13 protein-coding genes are annotated in these 17,809 nt (G+C 63.9%); 3 read left to right on the top strand and 10 right to left on the bottom strand.

Translation table 11 applies throughout. The features are described from left to right. Both trxB and nox read right to left on the bottom strand, forming a co-directional pair. Complete coding sequence (gene trxB / locus ACFQ6Y_RS13200; protein ID WP_003942521.1) at window positions 1-1,008, bottom strand: thioredoxin-disulfide reductase; 1,008 nt, start codon at window positions 1,006-1,008, stop codon at window positions 1-3. 131 nt (window positions 1,009-1,139) lie between these two features. Then, window positions 1,140-2,351 (bottom strand): 4,4'-dithiodibutanoate disulfide reductase, encoded by a 1,212-nt coding sequence (gene nox, locus ACFQ6Y_RS13195; RefSeq protein ID WP_378633043.1) that lies wholly within the window; start codon window positions 2,349-2,351, stop codon window positions 1,140-1,142. A 98-nt stretch (window positions 2,352-2,449) separates the two neighbouring features. Between nox and ACFQ6Y_RS13190 the strand changes: the two genes are divergently transcribed. Beyond that, window positions 2,450-3,016 (top strand): helix-turn-helix domain-containing protein, encoded by a 567-nt coding sequence (locus ACFQ6Y_RS13190; RefSeq protein ID WP_378633038.1) that lies wholly within the window; start codon window positions 2,450-2,452, stop codon window positions 3,014-3,016. A gap of 9 nt (window positions 3,017-3,025) precedes the next feature. On the opposite strand, the gene ACFQ6Y_RS13185 is transcribed toward ACFQ6Y_RS13190, so the two are convergent. The 5 genes from ACFQ6Y_RS13185 to ACFQ6Y_RS13165 all read right to left on the bottom strand — a co-directional run bounded on the left by ACFQ6Y_RS13185 (window position 3,026) and on the right by ACFQ6Y_RS13165 (window position 11,459). Beyond that, window positions 3,026-3,742 carry a hypothetical protein gene (locus ACFQ6Y_RS13185; protein ID WP_378633033.1) on the bottom strand — a complete coding sequence of 239 codons (717 nt, stop codon included), beginning with the start codon at window positions 3,740-3,742 and terminating at the stop codon, window positions 3,026-3,028. 73 nt (window positions 3,743-3,815) lie between these two features. Further along, the gene (gene sigM / locus ACFQ6Y_RS13180) at window positions 3,816-4,442 is read right to left on the bottom strand and encodes an RNA polymerase sigma factor SigM (RefSeq protein WP_378445246.1); all 627 of its coding nucleotides are present in this window, start codon (window positions 4,440-4,442) and stop codon (window positions 3,816-3,818) included. A gap of 47 nt (window positions 4,443-4,489) precedes the next feature. Beyond that, window positions 4,490-8,524 (bottom strand): lipid II flippase MurJ, encoded by a 4,035-nt coding sequence (locus tag ACFQ6Y_RS13175; protein WP_378633029.1) that lies wholly within the window; start codon window positions 8,522-8,524, stop codon window positions 4,490-4,492. Continuing rightward, complete coding sequence (locus tag ACFQ6Y_RS13170; RefSeq protein ID WP_378633025.1) at window positions 8,521-10,875, bottom strand: DUF6049 family protein; 2,355 nt, start codon at window positions 10,873-10,875, stop codon at window positions 8,521-8,523. Before ACFQ6Y_RS13170 ends, ACFQ6Y_RS13175 begins: the two co-directional genes overlap by 4 nt. Then, on the bottom strand, window positions 10,872-11,459 hold the full coding sequence (locus ACFQ6Y_RS13165) for an NUDIX hydrolase (protein WP_378633022.1): 588 nt from the start codon (window positions 11,457-11,459) through the stop codon (window positions 10,872-10,874). Before ACFQ6Y_RS13165 ends, ACFQ6Y_RS13170 begins: the two co-directional genes overlap by 4 nt. A 111-nt stretch (window positions 11,460-11,570) precedes the next feature. Between ACFQ6Y_RS13165 and ACFQ6Y_RS13160 the strand changes: the two genes are divergently transcribed. Then, window positions 11,571-13,022 carry a CCA tRNA nucleotidyltransferase gene (locus ACFQ6Y_RS13160; protein WP_378541199.1) on the top strand — a complete coding sequence of 484 codons (1,452 nt, stop codon included), beginning with the start codon at window positions 11,571-11,573 and terminating at the stop codon, window positions 13,020-13,022. Here the strand turns inward: ACFQ6Y_RS13160 and ACFQ6Y_RS13155 are convergent. The 3 genes from ACFQ6Y_RS13155 to ACFQ6Y_RS13145 are packed head-to-tail and all read right to left on the bottom strand — an operon-like array spanning window position 13,006 to window position 16,581. Then, on the bottom strand, window positions 13,006-14,313 hold the full coding sequence (locus ACFQ6Y_RS13155) for an MFS transporter (RefSeq protein WP_378633019.1): 1,308 nt from the start codon (window positions 14,311-14,313) through the stop codon (window positions 13,006-13,008). The two genes, ACFQ6Y_RS13160 and ACFQ6Y_RS13155, sit on opposite strands and share 17 nt — an antisense overlap. 23 nt (window positions 14,314-14,336) lie before the next feature. Continuing rightward, window positions 14,337-15,974 carry an acyl-CoA dehydrogenase family protein gene (locus ACFQ6Y_RS13150; RefSeq protein WP_378633016.1) on the bottom strand — a complete coding sequence of 546 codons (1,638 nt, stop codon included), beginning with the start codon at window positions 15,972-15,974 and terminating at the stop codon, window positions 14,337-14,339. After that, window positions 15,958-16,581 (bottom strand): TetR/AcrR family transcriptional regulator, encoded by a 624-nt coding sequence (locus ACFQ6Y_RS13145; protein WP_378633011.1) that lies wholly within the window; start codon window positions 16,579-16,581, stop codon window positions 15,958-15,960. Before ACFQ6Y_RS13145 ends, ACFQ6Y_RS13150 begins: the two co-directional genes overlap by 17 nt. A 60-nt stretch (window positions 16,582-16,641) precedes the next feature. Between ACFQ6Y_RS13145 and ACFQ6Y_RS13140 the strand changes: the two genes are divergently transcribed. Next, window positions 16,642-17,799, top strand: a complete 1,158-nt coding sequence (locus ACFQ6Y_RS13140; RefSeq protein WP_378633006.1) for an SMI1/KNR4 family protein — start codon at window positions 16,642-16,644, stop codon at window positions 17,797-17,799. Window positions 17,800-17,809 lie beyond the last annotated feature (10 nt).

Genomic DNA, 17,809 nt, shown 5'->3' with positions numbered 1-17,809 from the left:
TCAGGGAGCGCCGACGACGTCGACCGTATGGCCGGCAGCGTCGAGCGTGTTGGCGGTGATGTCGCCGCGGTCGGCCAGCCAGCGTTCGGCGTCGATTGCTGCGGAGCATCCGGTGCCGGCAGCGGTGATCGCCTGGCGGTACGTGTGATCGACCAGGTCACCGGCAGCGAAGACGCCGTCGACGGAGGTCGCGGTGGAACCGGGAGCGACGCGCACGTATCCGGCGTCGTCGAGATCGACCTGGCCCTTGACGAGCTCACTGCGCGGGTCATGACCGATGGCGACGAACATGCCGGTGATCTCGAGTGTGGAGGTCTCACCCGTGACGGTGTCACGAACGACGAGCCCGGTGACGCTGTTCTCACCGAGCACCTCAACGGGCTCCGCGTTGGTCAGGAAGCGGATCTTCTCGTTGGCCTTGGCGCGCTCGAGCATGATCCGTGAGGCGCGGAATTCCTCGCGGCGGTGCACCAGGGTGACCGAGCGAGCGAAGCGGGTCAGGAATGTTGCCTCTTCCATCGCGGAGTCGCCGCCGCCGACCACGACGATGTCCTGGTCACGGAAGAAGAAGCCGTCGCAGGTGGCGCAGGCGCTGACGCCGCGGCCGAGGAGGCGTTCTTCACCGGGAATGCCGAGGTAACGGGCTGCCGCGCCCATGGCGAGGATGATCGCGTGCGCGGCGTACGTTTCGCCGTTCGCGACGACCGTCTTGATCGGGCCGCTGAGATCGATCTCTTCGACGTCCTCGGTGCGGATGTCGGTATCGAAGCGAAGTGCCTGCTCACGCATCTGTTCCATCAGGTCGGGGCCCATGATTCCTTCGCGGAATCCGGGGAAGTTCTCGACCTCGGTGGTGGTCATGAGGGCGCCACCGAACTGGGTTCCCTCGAAGAGCAGGGGCTGGAGCTCAGCGCGCGCGGTGTAGACACCAGCGGTGTATCCGGCCGGTCCGGAACCGACAATGATGACGTCATGGACCGCGGGCGTGTTTTCCAGCTGGGTGGTCATGCGAGCCTTCCAATAGTGAGTGCAGACCCTCCGCTTCTTGGAGAGCCGTACCGATCAACACCAGGATAAGGGGTGTTGTTCCCGCACTCCGCTGGAAAGTGGCTCACAGCCGGCAGCTCACAGCGCGGGACTCACGGGGCGGGGCGCGGTGCCTCCCGAACCACAAGCGCGTCCCGAACCACACAGCGCGTGCCGGTGTAGATGGTGGGCATGCACTTGTTGCAGTGGATACACAACCCCTCGTCGACGCTCTCGGCTTGGAATTTGTTGACCAGTTGTGGGTCCCTGAGGAGCGCACGCGCCATGGCGACGAATTCGAATCCTTCATCCAGTGCGTGCTCGATGGTGTCGACGCGGTTGATGCCGCCGAGCAGGATCAGTGGCATCCTCAGCGCCTGTCGGAACTGACGGGCGAAGGGCAGGAAGAAGCCCTCCTCGAACGGGTACGTCGGAAAGAGTTTGGGGCCGTAGAACTTGAGCCCGTACCCGACGAGCTTGGGTTGGGAGGCAACAAATTCTGCGAGTGGGACCTCACCGCGGAAGAAGTACATTCCGTTGAGAAGTGAACTGCCACCGGTCAATTGCATCGCGTCGAGATGCCCGTCGTCTTCGAGGATCTGTGCGATCGGCAGGCTCTGGTCGAGCCACAGACCCTTCGGAACCCCGTCGGACATGTTGAATTTCGCGGTGACCGCCACGGTGGATCCAGCAGCTCGTCGCACCGCTTCGATGACTCGACGCGGATACTCCGCGCGCTTGGCGACGCTGCCGCCGTATCGATCGTGGCGTTTGTTCAGATTGGGGCTCATGAACGAACTGAGCAGGTAGTTGTGACCGAGATGGACCTCGATGGCGTCGAATCCCGCGTCCACGGCGACGCGGGCGGTCCGTTCGAAGTCGGCGACAACACCGTCGAGTTCGGCAAGTGTCGCGCCTTTGACGAGGCCCATTGCCGGCGGACTCAGCCGGGTCGACGGCGCCAGAGTCTTCGTCTTGTTGGAGAGCGTGTTGGCGACCAGTCCCGCGTGGCCGATCTGCGCTGCGGCCAGTGCGCCTTCGGCGTGGACGGCATCGGTCAGTCTGCGCAGCCCAGGTAGTGCGCGCTCGTCCATGACAAGGGTGTCGCGGTGGACTCGTCCACCCGGTGAGACGGCGCAGTAGGCGACGGTGGTCATCGCGGCTCCGCCCCGAGCCACTTCGGCGTGGAAGTTGATCAGATCGTCGGAGACCGCTCCCCTGGGCATGACACCCTCGAAAGTGGCAGCTTTGACGATGCGGTTGCGCAAGGTCAGAGGGCCGAGACGTGCGGGTTCGAATATCGACGGTGTGGGCGCTGTGGTCATTTTCTGCTTCCTGCGGCGGCCTGATCATTACGATGCCAGTGGACTCGTATATATGACGATATAGCGCCTTCTCCCAATCTGTCCGACAATTCGACACGATGAATGCCACAGGATCAGGTCGCCCACGAGACCCACGCATCGACGACACAGTTCTCGAGGTCACCCGAGCGATGCTCCTCGAGGTCGGTTGGGAGCAACTCAGCCTCCGGGCGATCGCGGCACGGGCAGGGGTCAGTCGGGCCTCGATGTCGCGGCGATGGCCGTCGAAGGCACATCTTGTTCTCGGGTCGATCCTGGGCGCAACACCGGACCTGACGCCGTTCGAGGGCACCGATCGAGACGGCTGGATCCGTTGGGTGGTGGAGGGAAGTGCCCAACTCTTCTCACGGCCCGAGGTTCGCGCCGCGTCGCCGGGGCTGTTGGCAGCATTGCGCGACCATGACGACCTGCGCAACGAATTGTGGCGCGGGTTCAGTGGGCCGAGTACACAACTCTTCCTTCAGAACGCCGAAGATCCCGAATCGGCGCTGCTCGACGCCAAGGCCGTGCTGGTTTTAGCGGCCGGAGCAGCGATGTTCTCGAGTCTGATAGCGGTCGAGGACGATACGGATGCATTGCGCGGGAGAATTCTCGAACTCCTGCTACCCGCAGCCGCGCCGCGCTGACCGTCGAACTCAGCCGATGTTCTTGACCGACAACGTATTCGGATTGCCCTCGCTGCAGTCGGTGCCGACAGTCAAAGCAGTGATCTGACGCGGTTGCGATCCTGTGAAGAGCAGGACTATCGCGGGTGCGTCGTTGATGCGTACCTCGCCCGAACCGAGCAGAGGCCTGCCCTCGTCGACGCCGTTGGCGCGTAGGCAGCTGGCTAGTTTGGACGGATCTGCCAGTGGTCCAAGGTCTTTGGATCCGACGAGTGAGAGCAGTGACGCCGAATCCGGATCGTCGACAGCAGACGTCGCCGGTGTGCTCGGTTGAGCGACAACGCTTTCGGCAGGTTCGGAATCTCGGGTTCCGATCACAACGATCACGAAAGCCACCGCTACGGCTGCTGCGGCACCGAGAACCCACGCTTGTGGTCGCCGCCGGAACGGCACGACGGTTGTCTCTGCCGGCGGCTCGACGTGGCTGGACTGTAAATCGAGTGCCGAATTGATCTGCTCGGCAAGCGAATTCGGAATCCGGTCGTGAGAGGCCTCGCGTAAGTTCAGTGCTGCAAGTGATGCTGTGACGTCGTCGAGAGTTCTGACAAATGCATGGGCGGCGGGGTCGGCGTGTACCAGCGGCCACAGAGATGCACTGGTTTCGGGATCGAGAACCCCGGCGTGAAGATCTGCCAAGAGGTCCTCCGAAAACGGAGGAGACGGAACGCGGACAGACGGATCTGTCATGAACCCTCCCTCGGCAGTCGGTGTTGACGCTTACAAGATTTGCAGGACGCTTACAAGATAGGACGCGGCCGGTTCACGAATGGTTCCCGCCTTCGCGAAAGTCCTCCAACTGGGCGGCGAGGCGCTTTCGGGCGCGGGCGCAGCGACTCTTCACCGTCCCTACGGGCACTCCCAATCTCTCGGCGGCCTCGGCTACCGGATACCCCTCGACATCGACGGCGACGACGGCAGCACGCTGCTCAGGGGGCAGCGATGCCAGTGCCTGTTCGACGGTCAGGCTCATGTCCACTGTCGCCGCATAGTCGCGGTGATCTCGAGGTTCCTCCGCATTCTCGGAAGACAGAGAGAACGCGGCCCGTGATTTGTTGCGTCGGATCCGGTCAAGGCAAGCATTGACCACGATGGTGTGGAGCCAGCTTCGCACCGCCGCGTCGCCGCGGAACTTCGCCGCCTTGCGGTGCGCGGACAGCAGACCCTCCTGGAGCGCGTCTGCCGCGTCCTCGTCCGAGTAGCTCGTACGCCGGGCAACGTGCCATAGATGATCCTGATGCCGGGTCAGAAGCTCACGGAACGCATGCCGATCGCCTGCCACATGAGCAGTCAACAATTCGAAATCCGTCGTCTCGAGATTTGTGTTCTCGAAACTCCTGGATTCGAATTTTCCGGCTCCGCCCCCGGTGCCCCCCCGATAACTGTGCACGGGCGGATATTAGCCCAGTCGGTAGGTTTCAGACGGGCCAAGGGCGATCACTTTGCAGCAGTGAATGCAATCTCCGAGATGGATGTCTGGTTTTGTCCGGATTCGGTGCTGAGCTGCGTAATCCAAACCAGGACATACTGACCCGAGCCGTCCGACGAGAGCGGAATGTCGGTCACACCGTTCTTCAGTACACCGGATCCGATTTCCTTGGTCTGATCCAACGAAGTATTCGCAGAAGGGGCAGAACGGATTTCAACGACGGTTCCGGGCGAATCAGACGTGATCGCAATGTTCTTCAGGTTTGCCGCATCGGCGAGCGTCACCATCAGGCCGACGCCGTTCTTCAGGGACGGGAAGGGCTGGAAGTACGAGTCCGACGACCATGCGGTGGCTGGATTGCCGTCGATGGCGTTCTTCGCCGTCGCCGGCTGGTCCGGCGTGCCCTGGGGTGAGAACACCGTTACGGCCGAGGCGGTTACCGGCACGGTTGCCGCCGCCGGTGCGGGCGCGGGTGAATTGTTCTCGGGCGCAGTGGCTTCGGTGGTCAATCCGAAACTCTGCTCGCTGAGCGGGGTGTCGTTACTGCCGCCCGAGAGGAAGCTCGCAACCCAGACCACAAGGAGAATCAGGACGATCACGGTGAAGACGCCGAGAGCCGTCAGTGCCGCGAGCATCCGCGTCGACTTCTTCTTCTCGGCCTCGATGGCTTCCGGGTCGTTCAGTGCATGACCCGACGCTCCCTGCTCGCGGTGGCCGAGACGAAGTGCCGGAATCATTTCCGTTTTGTCGTTGACGACGGACGCCTGATCGAGAATGTGCTGCACGGTGGCAGCAGTGCGGATTCCACTCTCCGACTGCAACGCTCGAACTGCCACGGCCGATATGTCGAAAGGAACCTCCGGACGGACGACCCGAGGCTCGACGATGTTGCCGTCGGCGCCGCGGCCGGCGGGAAGCAGACCACCGACGGGACCGGCGGACGGTTCGGCGAGCGGCCAGCGCGCCGTGATGAGCGAGTACAGCATGGCGCCGAGGCCGCGGACGTCGCTGGTGGAATCGGCGTCGGCGAGCGTCGCGGGGAACGCCAGTACGGCGTCACCGTTGATGCTGATGCGAACGCGGTCAGGGTGATCGATGGACAGCGCACCGCCGGTGCGGTGAGCAGCTTCGGCGGCGGCCGCCAGGGCGCGGATGGCGCGCGCTGCACCGATCGGCGACGGCGTCGTCTCGGCCATTTCACGCAGCGAGCGGCCGGGAGTCCATTCGGCGACGACGATGCCGCCCGAGCTTCCGCGGACGACGTCGAGGACGCGAGCCAGACCAGGCGAGTTGATTCGTCCCAGGCGCAGAGTGCGGGAGAGAACTGCCTGCGGTCCGGACTGGCTGTCGTCGTCACCGCGCTGATCGGCGTCGACGAACGTCAGGGCTACTTCACGGTCGAGCTTGACGTCGAGAGCTTCCCAGAACTGCAGCCCGCGGGTTCCGCCGTGCGGGGCAAGCAGACGGTAGCGTCCGCCGGCGACAGATGCGCCGGGGATGAGCTTGGGTCCACGGGGCATCGGTCGCTGTGCCGGTCGTGATGCGGATCCGGCAGCAGATGTACGAGGCGCAGCGGGCGGTGGTGTCTGAGCGGCAGCCGTCTTCTGAGATTCGGGTGCCTTCTTGTCCGGAGCAGGCGTCTTCGGTGCGGGTGCCTTCGACACAGGTGCTGAAGGTGCCTTCGACACGGGCGCCGAAGGTGTCTTGGACACACTGACCGGAGGCACCGGCGGAGCGGCCTTCTGGACCGGCCGCTGGGCAGGCTGCTGTGGCTTCTGGCCCTGCTGTGGCTTCTGGCCCTGCTGTGGCTTCTGGCCCTGCTGTGGCTTCTGGCCCTGCTGCGGCTTCTGGCCGACAGATGCGGAGGAACTCGTGGATGCAGGTGTGCCCGACGATGCCGTTGACTTCTGTTCGGACGCTTTCACGGCAGAAGTCCCGGCACTCTTGTTGCCGGAAACGTTGTCGTCGCTCACCCTCGCTCCTTCTCCATCGATAGCCCGTCCCCGAATACGCGCGGGTTGCGATCCTGTACGCCCATGACCAGGGTACGGGAGCGCACCCGGTCGTTCTTGCTCGTTTGATTCCGTTCTGATTGCAGGAATCAGCTCGGTGACGTCGTCGTCGGTGTTGTTACGTGTGTCCGGTTCGGCGCGACCTGTCAGTGAACGAATCTTGCGAGAGACCGCAACCGTTACCGACAGAACTTCCGGAACCTTCTTGAAGTAGAGAATCGTGAAGGTGATCGCGAGCATCAGGATGCCGCCGACGGCGACGCGAACCATTGAGCCAGGTCCGCCGAAACGCTCGGTGAGTTGATCGAATCCGAGCACCCGGTCGACCGCGAGCATGGTCAGCGAACCGGCCAGCGAGGCGAGTACGACGGACCAGACTGTCTTGCCCACGTTGGCCATCTGCAGGTTTCCGAGGCTGCGGTGCAGGAGGTACCCGCCGATGACGGCGCCGGTGATGTATCCGAGACCGTTGGCCGCACCGAGCAGGATCACGACCTGATCGCTGTTGGATGCGAAGACCGGAGCGAGCGCCGAGAAAGCGATTTTCACTGCAGTGATGCCGAGAACGATCCACGTCGGCGTCCAGGCTTGTTCGCGGGCGTAGAACACTCGAAGTTGGATCAGGACGAGCGCATACGGAATCAACGTGAATGCCGACCAGCTCACGGCGGTGCCGAGACGTTCGGCCTGTTCGGGTCCGAAGCGGCCGTAACCGTAGAGCGCTTCACCGACCTGCGGACCCATGAAGGTCAGGAACATGATGATCGGAACCAGCGTGATCATGGTCAGACGCGTCGCGACCGACAGATCGTCCACGACGGCCGGGGTGTCGTCGGCCGCAGCGTTGCGGCTCAGGCGCGGCATGATCGCGGTCAGAACCGTCACTCCGAGCACGCCGTACGGGAGCTGCAGGAGCAACCAGGCCTGGCTGTAGATGGCGGGGCCGGCTTCGTCGGCATGTGAGGAAATCTTGGTCGCGAAGATCATGCCCATCTGGCTGATCAGGACGTACAAGACGATGGCGACGGCCATGCCGCCGAACTGACGCAGGCGATCGTCGAGACCCCACAGCGGCTTGAGCGAGATCTTCTCGCGGCGAAGGGCGGGGATCAGGCTGGCGGCCTGCACGATGACGCCGATGGTGATGCCGATACCGAGGGTGAGCAGTTTTGCATCGCCCATCGAGACCGGATTCAGCGAGATCTCACCCGGAGTCAGGCGATAGACCACGAGCACCACGAGGACGACGACATTGTTGAGTACGGGAGCCCAGGCTCCGGGCTTGAAGATCTGTCTGGTGTTCAGAAACGCTGTGAACAGCGCCGACAGCCCGTAGAACAGGATGGCCGGCAGAAGCAGATACGACAGCGCCGTGGTCAGGTCGGTGCTGACCTTGCCGTCTTCGGACAGGAAGACGTATTTGGTGAGTACGGGTGCTGCCAGGGTCGCGAGCAGCGCGGCCATACCGAGTAGGACGAGCGACGCGGTGAAGAGGCGTCGGACAAACGCTTCGCCGTGATCGGTGTCCTCCCGTTCGGCGCGAACCAGCACGGGAACGACGATCGCGGTCAGCACTGCGCCCAGAACCAGTTCCGCGATCATGTTCGGGATCTGGCTGGCGACGGTGAACGAACTGGCGATGGCGGGGCCGAGAACCATCAGGATCATCAACTGCTTGGCGAACCCAGTGATGCGGCTCGTCAGCGTCGCGATCGCGATGGAACCGGTTGCCGCGAGGAGTCGAGAGTTGGTCTCCTTGCGTTCCCCGACCTGAACATGAGCGTCGGTGTCGAACTCGTCCGACTTGATCGTCTGCCGATCGGCGAATTCCATCTCGGCTTCGCGGTACCGGGGGTAGTCGCGAATTACCGGGATGGTCATGGTGGGTGCGTCGTCGAAACGTGCGTCCGGGTTGACCGGCTGAATCGGGTAGCCGCGCTCCCACGGTGGCATCCGAGGATGCGAGCGGGTCGTGGCACTCTTGCGGGTGATCGCCGAGCGGCGACCCTCCTCGGGTGGATTCCCGGTCATGAGCGTTCGTACCCTTCATCTGCTGGGTCCGGCTGACCCTTGAATCGATGCCACAGCCGTCGCCCTGCCAGGAACAGCAGCAACCCTCCCGCTGTCGCCGTCACGGCGGCCAGGGGACGACCGTACGCATTCGACCGTACGGTCACGCTGGTCGGCGTACCCAATTGGCGGCCATCTGTCGTGGTCAGCGAGAAGTTGACTTCCAGCTTGCGAGAATCGTTCATTTCCGCGGGCACAGTCAACTGTCGGCTACCTCGCGGCGGCAGCTGTTTGGGACCGATGTCACTGATCTGCATCTCGGGTGGGGCTTCCACACGCAGGTCGACGTTGATGGCGATGGGCAGCTCGTTGCGCGCCACCAGCAGGAGCGGACTCTGCCCCGACGCGAGGGTGTAGACGCCGCCCGGAGACACCACACTGACGGCCCGGTACATCCCGTCGACGGCTTCGGTGACGTTGTCGGCGCGGATGGTCGCGGCCCGCTCCGCCCGATTGACCGAAGCGGAGTCGACGTTGCGGCGATCGGCCAAGGTCATCGAACGGAGTAGATCTTCGCGGAGCGGCGCCGTGAATCCCCGGGGGGTGAGCGAAGCCGCCGGATCGTCCACGAGCGATGCTTCGAGCCCGTCGATACGCGGAAGTTGGGTGGTTGCGGTCTCGACGACGGACGTTTGCGGACCGTCCTGGGTAGCCCGGTCCGGGTAGTCGAGAGTGGCGGCGTCCGTCGCGCCCGGTTGCCGGCCGAGCAGTGCGGGCAAGGCCTGAGGTGAGGCGAGCCCGGACCGGATGAGGGTCGCGAGCATCGAGAGCACCGCCGTGGCGTCGTTGCTGTCGGCGGTCCACAGTTGCGGCGGCGCGAAGATCTGATTGCGCGGCAGCGACGTCGGCGTCAGCGCGGCCCAGGCCATCGCCCCCAGCGCGTCCTGACGCCGGGCGCTGCGCGATTCGATGTCGATGGTCGGCGCGGTGTTGTCGGGGATGTACGAAGGGACCTGCGGTTCCGAGCCGGTGGCGGCCAACGCTGCTGCCGCCGAGGTGTCGAAGGCAAGCGCGTCGAGTGAGCCGGTTATCCGCGACGACAGCTGCGGAGCTGCCGAGTCGACGGAAGTGTCAGCCACCATCGCTGTGGTGGGATTCACGCTCAGCACCTCTGCGGTGGCCGAGTCGAGGACACCCGAATCCGGCCAGACGAAATCTCGCAGTGAGGTCACGCCGAGGATGTTGTCGACGATGTCCGCCGGCCGTGTGAGCGCGGTAGCCGTCAACTCGGGATTGGCCACCGAGGTGACCGCGGCGAGATCGGACTGCGCGAACGGAACCGCCGTCGTGCACATCGAGGACGCGAGCGTCTTCACCCGGCCGAGCCACTGGTTGGCGGCGTCGCTGCCGCGGCCTTCGTGCGACGGCCCGGTGGGGTCGGACGAGTTGTCGGCCACGAGGTATCCGCGAGTCATGTTCTCGACGGTGATCAGAAGGTCGGGGTCGATTGCCAGACAGAGCGCATCCGTGACGCGGCGATCGGTGTCGCTCTCGGGCTTGGTGGCGTTCTCCACCGCATCGACCAACGCGTCCAGGCGCCCGCCGTCGGAAAGTTCGGTAGCGAGTTCGTCGTCGATCAGGCGCACGGGCTCGTTGACCGCGCCCGGGATTCCGCCGACGAGTCGTGGCGCGTCGGCCAGCGGCCACATGAGCGTGACGCCGATCGGGGCGGACGTGTCGGGGGGAACGACGGCCGTGGCCGACGAACTGGGGGTTCCGGCTGTGGCGTTCGATTCGGCCGCGGCCGGCACACCGAGGACGGGGAGCAGGAAGCGTGCGTCGTCGAGTCGGGCGGCACCGCCGTACTCCGGGGTGCCGTTCACGTTGACGAGCATCGGGTAGACGCCCGGTTCGGTGATGTCGAGAGACAACCCGGTAGTGCTCCGCAGCGGCAAGGTGAGCGTGAACTGCTTGGACTGGCCGGTGTCGAGGGTGGTGGCAACGGTGTCGAATTCGCCGACCGTGTCGAAAACGGCCTGGTCGAAGTCGAGTGCGGCGCGCACGTCCGAACTGGAGTCGATCGCGGTAGCACGTTGCAACCTCACGCCGACGTCCTCGACGGGACGATCACCGACGTTCTTCACCGTGCCCTTGACCACGACGTTGCGGTCGCTGGTGGTCGTCACCGTGGTCGGTGCGGTGGAGTCGATGGTCAGCTGCAGAAATTTGGCATCGTTGGTGTTTCGCGCCGGGGCGCGCTCACTGGGCTGGCTGGACGGAGCGGCCCAGGAGACGGCCGTCGTTGCAGGCCCGAAACCGACAGCGGCCATCACCAGAGCGGCCACACCGGCCCGCCGCAGAGCCATTCTCATCCGGCGTCCGGTTCCTTCGGGTGCTGTGTTCGCAGAATCTCAGGTCGCTGCATTTCAGGTCTCGGCATCTCGGCGATCATCTGGGACGCGAGTTCTGCGAGTTTGCGCTCGTCGGCGTAAGCGAGTCGCGAGTGCAGTTCCGTCAGCGGCACCCAGGCGACTTCGGTGACCTCGATGTCCTCGTCGGAGAGTTCACCGCCGAGAAAGCGGAGGAGATAGTGGTGCACGGTCTTGTGGACGCGTCGACCTTCGGTCACGAACCAGTAGTCGATGCTGCCCAGCGGTGCCAGGACGGTTCCCTGGATACCGGTTTCTTCTTCGACCTCACGCATCGCGGTCTGCTCGGCGGTCTCACCCTGCTCGATATGGCCCTTCGGTAGCGACCAGAGCAGGCGTCCGCGCCGGTCGGTTCGGCCGATCAGTGCAGCGCAGAGGCGTTCGGGAGGTCCGCCCCAGCCGTCGACGACCAAGCCGCCCGCAGAAGTTTCACGGACGGTTCGCATCAAAGGTTTATCGGGGTTGCCGACGGCAGGTCGACGCCGCGGGTTGCGGCGACTCCTGTTTGTTCGTTCGGCACCAGACACCTCATCGATACTAGTTGGCCTTGCAGCGTTGCCCGGTAACCCGCGCAAAGCGGTCTATCGCGTTCGTATGCGCGTTCTGCTATTTGCGCACCTTAAGTAAGCTCCTTTCACGTGACTGTCCCTACCTCCGACGCTGATCGCCGCCTACGACTGCTTGCCGACGCCACTGCAACGCTCGGCACGTTGTCCGACGTGTTGAACCCGCTCGGTGAGCGTTTTGCTGCGGCCGGCCACGAGCTGTTCCTGGTGGGTGGCAGTGTTCGCGACGCGATTCTCGGCCGCTTCAGTGGCGATCTGGACTTCACGACGGACGCCAGGCCGGAGAAGGTGCAGGCCCTGCTCAAGGGCTGGGTGGACAAGCAGTGGGACACCGGCATCGAGTTCGGGACCATCAGCGCCATCAAGCACGGCCAGGAGATCGAGATCACGACCTTCCGGGCCGACGCTTACGACCGTGTCTCGCGTAACCCGATAGTCGAGTACGGCACGACGTTGGCCGACGATCTGGTGCGCCGCGATTTCACCGTCAACGCGATGGCGATGAAGATCGGCGCGGACGGTTCCTACACGTTTGTCGATCCGCTGAACGGCATGGACGCTCTGCTGGCCGGGGAACTCGATACGCCGTCGGCGCCGGAAAACTCGTTCAACGACGATCCGTTGCGGATGCTGCGCGCAGCCCGGTTCGTCTCGCAGCTTGGTTTCACGTTGAACAATCGCGTTTTCGAGGCCATCAAGGAGATGGCGTCGCAGATCGAGCGAATCACCGCCGAGCGCGTGCAGGTGGAACTGAACAAACTGATGCTGGGCATGTACCCGGTGGACGGCATCAACATGATGGTCGACTCCGGGCTGGCCGCGTACGTGCTGCCCGAGGTTCCGCAGATGAAGCTCGAGATCGACGAGCATCACCAGCACAAGGACGTCTACCAGCACTCCCTCACGGTGCTCCAGCAGGCGATCGATCTCGAAGAAGGCGATCCGGACCTCGTATTGCGTTGGGCCGCACTGCTTCACGACATCGGAAAGCCGGATACCAAGCGCAACGAGCCAGGCGGTGGCGTCAGCTTCCACCACCACGAGGTGGTCGGTGCCAAGCTGGTGCGCAAGCGCATGCGTGCCTTGAAGTTCTCGAAGCAGATGGTCGACGATGTTTCTCAGCTCGTGTTCCTGCACTTGCGTTTTCACGGCTACGGCAAGGGGCAGTGGACCGACTCGGCCGTGCGGCGGTACGTCACCGACGCGGGCGAGCTGCTCCCCCGGCTGCACAAGCTCGTCCGGGCGGACTGCACCACGCGTAACAAGCGCCGCGCCGCGCAGTTGCAGGCCACGTACGACGACATCGAAGAGCGGATCGCGCGCATCGCGGAGCAGGAAGACCTTGCTCGGGTGCGTCCGGACCTCGACGGTAACGCGATCATGGAACTGCTGAACATCCCGGCGGGCCCGCAGGTGGGCAAGGCATGGACGTTCCTCAAGGAACTGCGTCTGGATCGCGGCCCGCTCGATCGTGACGAGGCCGAAGCCGAACTGCTGAAGTGGTGGGCTACCCAGCAGGGGTAGTTTCTCGTTTCTTGCGGTTGATCAGCACCGCTGACAAGCCGGCGGCATAGACACCCGCACCGGCAATGGCCAGGCCGGCGCTCTTGCCGTCGGGTGCGATCACTGTCGACGCGGCCGCAATAGCACCGATGAACGCCACGTTGAACACGGTGTCCTGCAAGGCGAATACCTGGCCACGACGGTCGTCGTCGATGTCGATCTGCATGGCCGCGTCGCCGCTGAGTTTCACGGACTGCCCGGCGATGCCGAGCAGGAACGCAGCGATCAGCAGCGATCCCTGCGTCAGGGTGGTCACGAAGGCGAGCTGGACGAGAACCGCGCACACCAGGGCGTAGGTGATCGTCCGTGAGCGGCCGATCCGCGGGATCAGGAACGGTGTGATCAACGCCGCGATCAGCATTCCGATTGCCGTGGCGCCGACGGCGACGCCGAATCCGGCCATCCCTCCAGGCAATTGGGAGCCGTTCGAGGTGTCGCGTAGGACCAGCACCATGATGAGGGTGTTGATGCCGAAGCAGATGCGGTGCGCTCCGATTCCGATCATTGCCGTGGTGACGCCGGGCGCCTCCCAGACAGCGGTTGCACCGGTTCGCAGTCCGGCTGTTACCGAACGAACGGCGCTGGCACGGACCACTTCGTCGGCCACCGGACCAAGTGAGCGGGCGGTGAACCTGGCGGCGGCGAGGGCAGCGAGTACCGATCCCAGTGCTGCGACGGCCACGGCTGCGCCTGACGCTCGATCGCCCGCGCCGATCACACCGATGATCGCCACCGCTGCCGAAGCGCCCAGGGCGGCTACCACCGAACCAGCCGTTGTGAGAACGGAATTGGTGGCCACCAACCACGATTGTCGGACGACCTTCGGTAGGGCTGCAGATACGCCTGCCCCGACAAAGCGGCTGACTCCGATGGCAGCCAGTGCGCACGTCAACAAAAGTGTGTCGCCACCACCGGCGACCAGCAGCACCGCGGTGGTCAGGATGAAGAGCCCGCGGAGCACGCTCGCCCACAGGAGCACCAGTCGGCGGTCCCAGCGATCCAGCAGAGCGCCGGCAAAGGGCCCGATCACCGAATAGGGAAGGAGCAGTACGGCAAAGCCGGCCGCTATGGCCACCGGATCGGTTTCGCGTTCCGGGTTGAAGAGGATTGCGCCACCGAGCGCGGCCTGGAACATTCCGTCGCCGAACTGGCTGGAAAAGCGGACGAGCGCCAGCCTTCCGAGGCCTGGTGATTCACGCAGTGTGTGCAGTACGCGCTGCCAGGCCTCGCGGCGGTTCGAGGCTCGGTTCATAAGCGGTCACTGTAGTGGGTGGGTCAGGCGCCGACCTTGACGGTGGCCCGCTCGAGGATCGGCGCGACGTCGACGCCCCTCGGCAGCGTTCCGAACACGCTCCCCCAGCTGTTTCCGAGCCGACTCGCGCAGAACGCGTCGGCCACCGCAGGGTGCCCGTAGCGGAGCAGCAGCGAGGCTTGCAGCGCGAGTGCCATGTCACCGACGATCTTTCGCGCCCGATATTCGATGTCGCCGAAATCGCCGAATGCCGCTTCAAGATCTCGCACTGCCTGATCGAAGTGGCTGTCCAGTCCACTCGCTTGTTTCAGTTCGTCGAAGAACACCTGCAGCGTTTCGGGTTGTTTCGCCATCGCCCGCAGTGTGTCGAGCGCCGCGACGTTGCCGGACCCTTCCCACACCGAGAGCAGCGGAGCCTCGCGATAGAGGCGCGGCATCCGGGATTCCTCCACGTATCCGTTTCCGCCCAGACACTCGAGTGCCTCGGCAGCGTGGATCGGTCCGCGCTTGCAGACGAAGTACTTGCTCACGGCCAACGAAATGCGTCGTAGTGCGGTGGCGTGGGCATCGCCTGCGGTTGCGCGGTCGGTCAGAGCAGCCAGCCACATCGCGACCGTGGTGGACGCTTCCGATTCCACCGCCAGATCTGCCAGAACGTTGCGCATCAAAGGTTGGTCGATCAAGTTGGCGCCGAACGCACTTCGATGATTCGCGTGGTGAACTGCCTGCTGGGCGCCGACGCGCATGCCGGTGGCCGTGCCGATCGTGCAGTCCAACCGGGTCATGTTGACCATCTCGATGATGGTGCGCACGCCCCGGCCTTCTTCGCCGACCATCCATGCGAGAGCGTCGCGGTACTCGACCTCACTGCTCGCGTTGGAGTGATTTCCCAACTTGTCCTTCAGGCGCTGCAGGTACATGTTGTTGAGCGAGCCGTCCGGCAGGACCCGAGGAAGGAAGAAGCACGACAGACCGCCCGGCGCTTGGGCGAGGACGAGGAACACGTCCGACATCGGCGCGGAGGTGAACCACTTGTGACCCGTCAAGAGGTAGCTGCCGTCGGATTGTGTTACTGCCCTTGTGGTTCCGGCACGAACATCCGAACCGCCCTGCTTCTCCGTCATCGACATACCGGCGATCAATCCGGGTTTGGTGAGGGGAGCTTTCAGCGCCGAATCGTAGTGCCGCGTGGTCAGGAGGGGTTCGTACTGCGCGGCCAGATCCGTGTTGTGCCGCAGCGCGGGAATCACGGCGTACGTCATGGAGATGGGGCAGCCGTGACCGGCGTCGGTTTGACCCCACACGGCCATCTTCGCGGCGCGGACGAGGTGTGCGTGTGGATTCGGGTCAACCCACGGAGCGCCGTGCAGTCCCAATTCCACTGCGGTGCTCATGAGTTGGTGATAGGCGGGGTCGTAGCGAACCTCGTCGATGCGGTTGCCGTAGCGGTCGTGGGTTCTCAGTACGGGTGGGTGCTCCTCGGCCAGATCGCCCCACTCCTGAGCTTGTGCGCTGCCGGCGCGGATCCCGACGCGATGAACCTCCTCGAGTGCGTCCGATGCGCCTTCACGGTGTAGTGCCTCGAGGATCGGCGCGTATTCGGCTGCGTTGTAATCGATCAGGGGCGGAACCTGATTGGTGACTTCATGCGTGGGTGTCATCGAAGCTCCCTAACGATCGAAGGGTGAAGGCGAGAATGGCGTCGATCGCAGCGGGATCGGTGGTGCCGCCACGCAGTGGAAGGATCAGGGCCTCGCCGATTGCCCCGACGATGCACGCTGCCGTCAGAGTGGCGTCCTGTGGCGGTATCTCACCGGTGTCGACTGCAGAGCGAATTGCGGTGGCCAGGCAATCTCGGAACGATTCGCGAAACATGAGACGCTGTTCGTCGACGAGTGGATCCACCGGTTCCACCAGCAGTGCATAGGCGAGAACCGGTGCACGCATGGCACGTTCGGCGAAGGTGCGAACCGACGCCGATACCGCGGAGCGGTGATTGCCTGCCAGGCTTCGGGCATTATCTCCGGCGTCCCGGGCCGCGGATACCTCACGGCTGCAGACTGATTGGAACACTTCTGCGAACAATTCGCCCTTGCCGTCGAAATGTCGATATAGCGTCCCGGTGCCGACGCCGGCGTTTTTGGCCACCGCGGCGATGGAACATCCCGCATAGCCGTGGGTTGCCACTGCCGTCGTGGCGGCCTCGAGCAGTCGGGCGCGTTGGGCGTCCAATCTTTCCTGTACTGCCGGAGTGCGGCGATAGGCCATGTGAAGAAGCGAACACCCGTTCCGTTCTTGCGTCAAGGCTGACTGTTGGAGAATGACGACATGGCTACCACGGCGAAGGTCGATTTCGAAGTTCCGGTTCTGGTTCTCGGTCCGCGACCTCGTGAACCGTATGTGCACACTTACGGCAAGGTCATCGGTTTGAGTCCCGTTGTCGCTCGCTTGGCGTTGAGCTCGACCGCCGGCCCGGTCCGGATCACCGTCGACACGCTGGATGTGGACCCGGGAATTTCCGCTCTCGATGATTGGGAGACGATCGAAGAAGGCACGCTCGAGAGCGTTGTCGCCGGTCTACCGCCACTTCGATTGACAGGCGAACGGGTCCACGAGTTCGGATTTCTCGAGCGCCTACCGATTGGCCGCTACCGCATCCGAGCCTCGGTGCGCGGCAGGGACTTTGATCGAACCGACCCTGAAGCTTTCATCCAGATCTGGCCTGTCGCGGAATTCGAGCCGATTCATCTCTTCAAGTCAGGCGACAAGGTCGAAGTACGCGACGTCTACAGCGACGACAGGCACCTCACGATCCCCCCACGACCAGGAGGCGTGCAACAGAAAGCGACTGAGGGTATCCACGCTCACAGCGTGACCGAACCAACATCGGTGCGTCGGCAATGGGAACGGGTCGCCGCCTGGTTTTCCGAAAACGGATTTCCGCACGCACTGGATGCGTTCGCGCCCGGAGCCTCGCAATCAGAAATCGACCGGGCCGAGGCACTGAGCGGAATCGCATGGCCAACCGAATTGAAAGACCTATACTCGGTCCAGAACGGCTTCGCCCACGGCGCCTGGATGCAGTTCCTTCCCCAACACGACATGCTCAATCTGGACGAGCTGTTGGCCAATCACCGCAGAGCCCCGGCAGTGTACGAGCTGCCAGATGTCCCGGAGAGTGTTCCCTCATTGTCGGACCGTGCTCAGCCGGCTGGAACCCCGATCGGAAAGTTTCTTCCGGACTACATAACCTTCGCCTACCGCGACGGATACGAATTATTCTGCGACACAAGGCAAGGGGAGCTATCGGGCTGCGTGACCGAGTATGCCCGTGAGAATGCGGACACCGCCGAACCTCAGTGGACTTCGATCAGCGCGATGCTCGCGGATCTCGTAGATTCCCTTGAAACGGGTCGGCCTTTCGGCGGTGGCTGGATAGCGGAACTCGGTGACGGCGGACTTTCCTGGCGGTACGCACCCGCGTAGCGTGTGCGAC

Source organism: Rhodococcus sp. NPDC056516 (assembly GCF_042794655.1).
GTDB lineage: Bacteria > Actinomycetota > Actinomycetes > Mycobacteriales > Mycobacteriaceae > Rhodococcus_F.
Note: the sequence above shows the minus strand (reverse complement) of the source record. Positions and strands in the feature narration are given on the sequence as shown.